Origin of the sequence: Thiomicrorhabdus cannonii (assembly GCF_013391695.1) — a bacterium.
Taxonomy (GTDB): Bacteria; Pseudomonadota; Gammaproteobacteria; order Thiomicrospirales; family Thiomicrospiraceae; genus Thiomicrorhabdus; species Thiomicrorhabdus cannonii.
Genome location: NZ_JACBGH010000012.1, coordinates 58,562 through 65,422 on the forward strand (window position 1 = coordinate 58,562; position 6,861 = coordinate 65,422).

Below are 6,861 nucleotides of genomic sequence, written 5' to 3' on the forward strand. Positions count from 1 at the left end.
CAACAGGCCGGGTACTCCTGAACCGGCCGCGTCCAAAAACAAAAAAAGCCCGCATAATGCGGGCTTTTTGATTCACAGCTGTGTGATGTTCGGAATTACATCATTCCGCCCATGCCACCCATGCCTGCGCCTGCTGCACCTTCGTCGCCTTTTGAAGGCAGGTCAGCAATCGCCGCACCGGTCGTCAACACCAAACCAGCCACCGACGCTGCGTTTTGCAACGCAGAACGGGTTACTTTGGCCGGGTCGATAATACCGGCTTCCAACATGTCGCAGTAAACTTCTTTGGCTGCGTCGAAACCGAAGTTGCCTTCGCCTTCAGACACTTTGCTGACGATAACAGAACCTTCCAGACCGCAGTTGGCGGCAATCTGACGCATCGGCTCTTCCATCGCACGCAATGCGATCTGGATACCGACATTCTGATCGTCGTTGTCACCTTCCACTTTGATCTTGGCTTTAGCACGCACCAAGGCCACACCGCCGCCAGGAACGATACCTTCCTGAACCGCAGCGCGAGTCGCGTGCAACGCATCGTCAACGCGGTCTTTCTTCTCTTTCATTTCCACTTCAGTCGCCGCACCCAGTTTCAGTACTGCAACACCGCCGGCCAACTTCGCCAAACGTTCCTGAAGTTTCTCTTTGTCGTATTCAGACGTAGTCGTATCCAACTGCGCCTTGATTTGCGCGCAACGGCCTTCAATCGCTTCAGAAGAACCGGCACCGTCGATCAACTTAGTCGAATCCTTACCGATCACTGCAGACTTGGTTTCACCCAACATTTCCAGTGTAACCTGATCCAGACCCAAACCGACTTCTTCAGAAATCACTGTACCGCCGGTCAATACCGCCATGTCTTGCAACATCGCTTTACGGCGCTCACCGAAACCTGGTGCCTTAACCGCAGCCACTTTCACGATACCGCGCATGTTGTTGATAACCAGTGTCGCCAAAGCCTCGCCTTCAACATCTTCGGCGATAATCAACAATGGACGACCTGTTTTGGCAACGGCTTCCAATGTTGGCAACAAATCACGGATGTTAGAGATTTTTTTGTCGTACAACAGGATCATCGGGCCATCAAGCTCGGCAACCATCTTGTCCTGGTTGGTTACAAAGTATGGCGACAGGTAACCGCGGTCAAATTCCATCCCCTCAACCACCACCAGCTCGTCAGTCAAAGAAGAGCCTTCTTCAACCGTGATAACACCTTCGGTAGAGACTTTTTCCATCGCGTCGGCAATCATCTTACCGATGGCTGCATCAGAGTTAGCAGAGATAGTACCGACCTGTGCAATCGCCGCAGATGTCGTACAAGGCTGCGCCATCGCTTTGATCTCTTCAACCACGGCTTCAACCGCTTTATGGATACCACGGTTCAAATCCATCGGGTTCATGCCCGCTGCAACCGCTTTCATGCCTTCACGCACGATGGCTTGCGCCAATACCGTTGCAGTGGTCGTACCGTCACCGGCCACGTCGTTGGTTTGAGAAGAAACCTCTTTTACCATTTGCGCGCCCATGTTCATGAACTTGTCTTCCAGCTGGATTTCACGCGCAACAGACACACCGTCTTTGGTCACAGTCGGCGCACCGAAAGATTTTTCCAATACCACGTTACGGCCTTTCGGACCCAAAGTCACTTTCACCGCATCGGCCAGGATGTTAATCCCGTCAACCATTCTTTCGCGTGCATCTAAACCAAATCTGACTTCTTTTGCCATCTTTACTATCCTTTAAAACTTATTTGAAACTTGTTTTGAATTTCTCAGTTGAATCGGTCGCTTAAGCGTAACGCTTAGCCAATGATCGCAATAATGTCATCTTCTCGCATGACCAACAGAGTCTCACCCTTGTCATCTTTGACTTCCTGACCCGAGTATTGACCAAACATCACTTTATCCCCGGCTTTGACCGTCATCGGAATAATGGTGCCGGCTGTCGATGCCTTACCTGGACCTACCGCAAGCACTTCACCCATGTTCTGTTTTTCTTGAGCGGAACCTGGCAATACAATGCCACCGGCAGACATCTGCTGCTCTTCAACACGACGAATCACGACACGGTCATGCAATGGCTTAATATTCATAGGGTTTCTCCTAATTTATGCTTAAAAATGAATTTGTTAAATGCGTTATAGGTTGTGATAATTTTTTTGAATTAGCACTCACCTTTTTAGAGTGCTAACCATTTTAGCCAACTCTGTTGGGCTGTCAACCCTATATGGAGCCCGCCTTTTATTATTCAAGCGTTGCCCCAAAAAAAATTAATCAAACCCAACAGGCCGGGTCGAAGGCCTTGCAACCCAAACAAAAACGCCGGCTAAAGCCGGCGCATTGCATCGAGATTTACTCGTTAACCACCAAATTATCACGGTGAATCAGCGATTCATCGTCCACATACCCCAGAATCGCTTCAATCTGGTGGCTCGGTTTACCGAGGATTTTTTGCGCTTCATTGATCGGATAATTGATCAAGCCGCGCGCCACTTCCTGGCCTTGCAAATCCACGCAGACCACCATCTCGCCGCGCTGAAAATTACCTTCGACCGACTTCACGCCGATCGGCAGCAGACTCTTGCCGGACTTTTTCAGCACCTGCACGGCACCGTCATCCAGCACCAGCCTGCCTTTGACCTGCAAATGCCCTGCCAACCACTGCTGGCGCGCCGTCAACGGTTCCAGATCAGGAATCAACAAAGTGCCGTATTGCTCGCCAAAAAACAACTTAGGCAGAATACTCTCCTGACGGCCGGAGGCGATCAGGGTTGCCGTGCCGGAACGCGCCGCACGCTTGGCGGCCATCACCTTGGTATACATGCCGCCTTTACCCAAGGCGCCGCCGCTTGGGCTGGCCATCGCCTCGATATCCTTGCGGCTGACCTGCGCCTCGCTAATCAGTTTGGCATTCGGATTCTCGCGCGGGTTGTCGTCATACAGACCTTGCTGATCGGTCAGAATCACCAGTACATCCGCACCGATCAGGTTGGCGGTCAGGGCTGCCAAGGTGTCGTTGTCGCCGAATTTGATCTCGTCGGTGACCACCGTATCGTTCTCGTTGATGACCGGAATCACGCCGTAATCCAGCAGCGTCTGAATGGTGCTTCGCACATTCAGATAACGCTTGCGGCTCGCCAGATCATCATGCGTCATCAAAATCTGCGCGGTACGGATGCCGTAATGCGAAAACGCCGACTCATAAGCCTGCACCAACCCCATCTGCCCGACAGCCGCCGCCGCCTGCAATTCATGTACCGCGGAGGGGCGCGATTCCCACCCCAAACGCTGCATGCCTTCGGCCACCGAGCCGGAGGAGACAATCACCACCTCTACACCGGCGTCGCGCAAGGCGACCATCTGCTCCACCCAACGGCGCATGGCGTTCAGGTTCAAACCCTGGCCGTCGTCCGTCAGCAAGGCACTACCGATTTTAATAACCCAACGCTTAGTCTGTTTTAACTGGGAACGCTGCATTTCTCTCTTTCCAACCCGGCCTGTTCAGTTTTTTAAACGTAAATTTTCAAACTTAGAAATCAAAATCTTCTTCGACTTGTCTGCGCGCCACGGCGACAGCTTCGGCGTCGTCGGCGGCAAACTGCGCCTGGCGTTTCGCTTCCAGCGCATAACTGATGTCACGCACCAACTGCTCGGTCCCCTCGCGCTGTGCCGCCGAAATGCGGTAGACCGGACCGCTCCAGCCAATGGTTTCGACAATGCGGTCACACAACGCCTGCGCCTCTTCTGCCGGCAACAGGTCGATTTTATTCAAGACCAACCAACGCTCTTTGCCCAGCAGCTCGTCGCTGTACTTTTCCATCTCTTTTTCAATGATGCGGATGGAATCCACCGGATCGGACTCGTCCGGCGGCGCAATATCCACCACATGCAGCAGCAAGCCGGTGCGCGACAGGTGTTTGAGGAATTTAATCCCCAAGCCGGCGCCTTCCGCCGCCCCTTCGATCAACCCCGGAATATCCGCCATCACAAAACTGCTTTCCGGCGAGACGCGCACCACCCCCAAATTAGGGTAAAGCGTGGTAAACGGATAGTTGGCGACCTTGGGACGCGCCGCCGAAACCGCACTAATCAAACTCGACTTACCGGCATTGGGCAAGCCCAACAAACCCACATCCGCCAGCACTTTCAACTCCAGCATCAGATTGCGCTCTTCGCCCGCCTCGCCCGGCGTGCATTGGCGCGGCGTACGGTTGCGGCTGCTCTTGAAATGGGTGTTACCCAAACCGTGACGTCCGCCCTGAGCCACCACCAGCTTCTGGCCATGCTCGGTCAAATCGCCCAGAAACTCCAAGGTGTCGGTATCAGTCACCGTCGTGCCGACCGGCACCAGAATCACCAGATCTTCGCCGGCCGAACCGGTCTTTTGCTGCCCCATGCCCGAATGGCCGTTTTGCGCCTTGAAGTGCTTGGTATAACGGAAATCGACCAGCGTATTCAAATTACGATCCGCCTGCAGAATCACGCTTCCGCCATCACCGCCGTCGCCGCCGTTAGGGCCTCCGAACGGAATGAACTTTTCGCGACGAAAAGCGACTATACCGTTACCGCCCTTACCCGCTTCAACGTATATGGGAGCTTCATCAACAAAATGCATGGGGAGTTGCCTCTAGGATTGTGGGAATGGAAAGTGTCAATTTTAGCATTAGCGGTTAAAAACCCCTAAATTTAATCGACTGTTTTGAACCAATGGACAAATAACAAAAAAGCCCCGCTATTGCGGGGCTTTTTCATCATCGTCCGAATAAAGATTATTCAGTAACGATCGTCACGTAGGTACGAACTGGGTTACCTTTAGATACAAACGCAACTTGACCGGTTGCTTTTGCAAATAGGGTATCGTCTTTACCGCGACCAACGTTCACACCTGGGTGGAACTTAGTACCACGTTGACGAACAAGGATGCTACCCGCGTTTACTTGCTCGCCACCGAAACGCTTGACACCCAAGCGTTTGGCATTGGAATCGCGACCGTTTTTCGTACTACCTGCTGCCTTCTTATGAGCCATGGTATTGTCCTTCTGTTAACAGCATTGCCCCCTACTCAGAAGCAATCCCGTTTGAGATTCATAAATTAAGCTGAAATCTTACCGATTTTAACTTCAGTGTAGTTTTGGCGGTGACCTTGTTTAGTCTTAGATCGGTTCTTACGACGACGGAACTTGATGATAGTCACTTTCTTGCCACGACCGTTTGATTCAACGGTAGCAGAAACTTTAGCACCTTCAACAACAGGCGCACCAACTTTAACGTCAGCGCCTTCACCCACCATCAGTACTTCGTCAAATTCAACCGCATCGCCTACTTCTGCATTCAAAGACTCAATGCGAATAACCTGACCTTCACGAACTCGATACTGCTTACCACCGGTTTTAATAACTGCGTACATACATATCTCCCGGATATCTAAATTCTTTTTAATAAGCCGCTATTTAGCGAAGGCGGAATTATATAGTTTTTTTAAAGAAAGTTCAAAACAATTTAATAAAAAAATCTATAAATTTAAAGCGCTTAGCCACCCGGCCTGTTGAGATTTAATTCCGCGACAATTCCTGCAGAATCCTGGGGTTAAGCAAACGCTCTATTTTACGCTCAAGCACGAACTTGCGCCCAATCCAATGAAATCGACGGTAGTAAAAACTAGCACTCATTCCCGCATTCATACTAGAATATCGGCTTTCAATTCATTAGCCTGGCCGCAGCGATGGCGCAATCTATGACATTAAGTGAAATCCGCAATTTAATTTTGGACGATATTCAGGCGACGGACACGCTGATTCTGGAGCGCCTGGCTTCCGACGTTGTCCTCATCAACCAGATTGGCCATTACATTATCAATAGCGGCGGCAAACGCTTGCGCCCGCTACTCACCCTGCTGAGCGCACGCGCCTGCGGCTATGAAGGCACCGATCACCGTCTGATGGCGGCCGTTATCGAATTCATCCACACCTCCACACTGTTGCACGACGACGTGGTCGATGCCTCCGACACGCGTCGCGGCAATAAGACCGCCAACGAAGTCTGGGGCAATGCGGCTAGCGTTCTGGTGGGCGACTTTCTCTATTCGCGCTCGTTTGAAATGATGGTCGAACCCGGCTTGATGCGTATTATGCAGGTCATGTCGGAAGCCACCAATGTGATTGCCGCCGGCGAAGTCTTGCAGCTGTTGAACTGCCATGATGCCGACACCACCGAAGAACGCTATATGGAAGTCATCCACCGCAAGACCGCCAAACTGTTCGAAGCCGCGACCCAGATGGGACCGATTCTGGCCAACAAACCGGAACTCGAAGAAGCCTTTGTGCTTTACGGTCGCCACCTGGGAGCCGCGTTCCAGCTTATCGACGATGCGCTGGACTATATGGCCGATGAAGCCGAACTCGGCAAAAACGTCGGCGACGACCTGGCCGAAGGCAAGCCGACCTTGCCGCTGATTTTCGTGCTCGAAAACGGTACCGAGGAACAAAAAGCCCTGATCCGCCGCGCCATTGAAAGCGACGGCATTGATTTGCTGCAAGAGGTGACGGAAATCATCCTGCATTCCGGCGCCATCGCCTACACGCAAAAAATCGCCCAGCAAGAGGCTGAAAAAGCCAAGCTCGCACTCGCCCCCCTGGCGGACAGCGCGATTAAAACCGCCATGTGCGCCCTGGCCGATTTGGCGGTTAACCGCACACACTAAAAAGCGCCCTAAAAAGAAAATGCAAAAAAAACCGCTTCAATGAAGTGACCCCCAAATGTTGGACACCAACTTTGGGGGTTTTTCATGTCCAAATACAGTCGCAATACAAAAGTCACCATAGCAAAGCGCTATCTTCAGGGCGAAAATTCTACCGCTCTCTCAACA

7 protein-coding genes are annotated in these 6,861 nt (G+C 51.9%); 1 reads left to right on the top strand and 6 read right to left on the bottom strand.

What is annotated here, in order from left to right:
• Nucleotides 1-95: 95 nt before the first annotated feature.
• The 6 genes from groL to rplU form a co-directional block, all read right to left on the bottom strand.
• Nucleotides 96-1,724, bottom strand: a complete 1,629-nt coding sequence (gene groL / locus HZ297_RS10815; RefSeq protein ID WP_178863650.1) for a chaperonin GroEL — start codon at nucleotides 1,722-1,724, stop codon at nucleotides 96-98.
• Between the two features lie 74 nt (nucleotides 1,725-1,798).
• Nucleotides 1,799-2,089 (bottom strand): co-chaperone GroES, encoded by a 291-nt coding sequence (locus tag HZ297_RS10820; RefSeq protein ID WP_178863652.1) that lies wholly within the window; start codon nucleotides 2,087-2,089, stop codon nucleotides 1,799-1,801.
• Nucleotides 2,090-2,348: 259 nt separating this feature from the next.
• The gene (proB, locus tag HZ297_RS10825; RefSeq protein ID WP_178863654.1) at nucleotides 2,349-3,473 is read right to left on the bottom strand and encodes a glutamate 5-kinase; all 1,125 of its coding nucleotides are present in this window, start codon (nucleotides 3,471-3,473) and stop codon (nucleotides 2,349-2,351) included.
• Nucleotides 3,474-3,525: 52 nt separating this feature from the next.
• Nucleotides 3,526-4,611, bottom strand: a complete 1,086-nt coding sequence (gene cgtA / locus HZ297_RS10830; RefSeq protein WP_178863655.1) for an Obg family GTPase CgtA — start codon at nucleotides 4,609-4,611, stop codon at nucleotides 3,526-3,528.
• Between the two features lie 154 nt (nucleotides 4,612-4,765).
• Nucleotides 4,766-5,023, bottom strand: coding sequence for a 50S ribosomal protein L27 (rpmA, locus tag HZ297_RS10835; RefSeq protein WP_178863656.1), 258 nt, complete (start codon nucleotides 5,021-5,023; stop codon nucleotides 4,766-4,768).
• Between the two features lie 65 nt (nucleotides 5,024-5,088).
• Nucleotides 5,089-5,403 (bottom strand): 50S ribosomal protein L21, encoded by a 315-nt coding sequence (gene rplU, locus HZ297_RS10840; protein WP_178863657.1) that lies wholly within the window; start codon nucleotides 5,401-5,403, stop codon nucleotides 5,089-5,091.
• A gap of 327 nt (nucleotides 5,404-5,730) precedes the next feature.
• Here rplU and ispB point away from each other — a divergent pair, with 327 nt between their 5' ends.
• The gene (gene ispB / locus HZ297_RS10845; RefSeq protein WP_178863658.1) at nucleotides 5,731-6,696 is read left to right on the top strand and encodes an octaprenyl diphosphate synthase; all 966 of its coding nucleotides are present in this window, start codon (nucleotides 5,731-5,733) and stop codon (nucleotides 6,694-6,696) included.
• The last annotated feature ends 165 nt before the right edge of the window (nucleotides 6,697-6,861 follow it).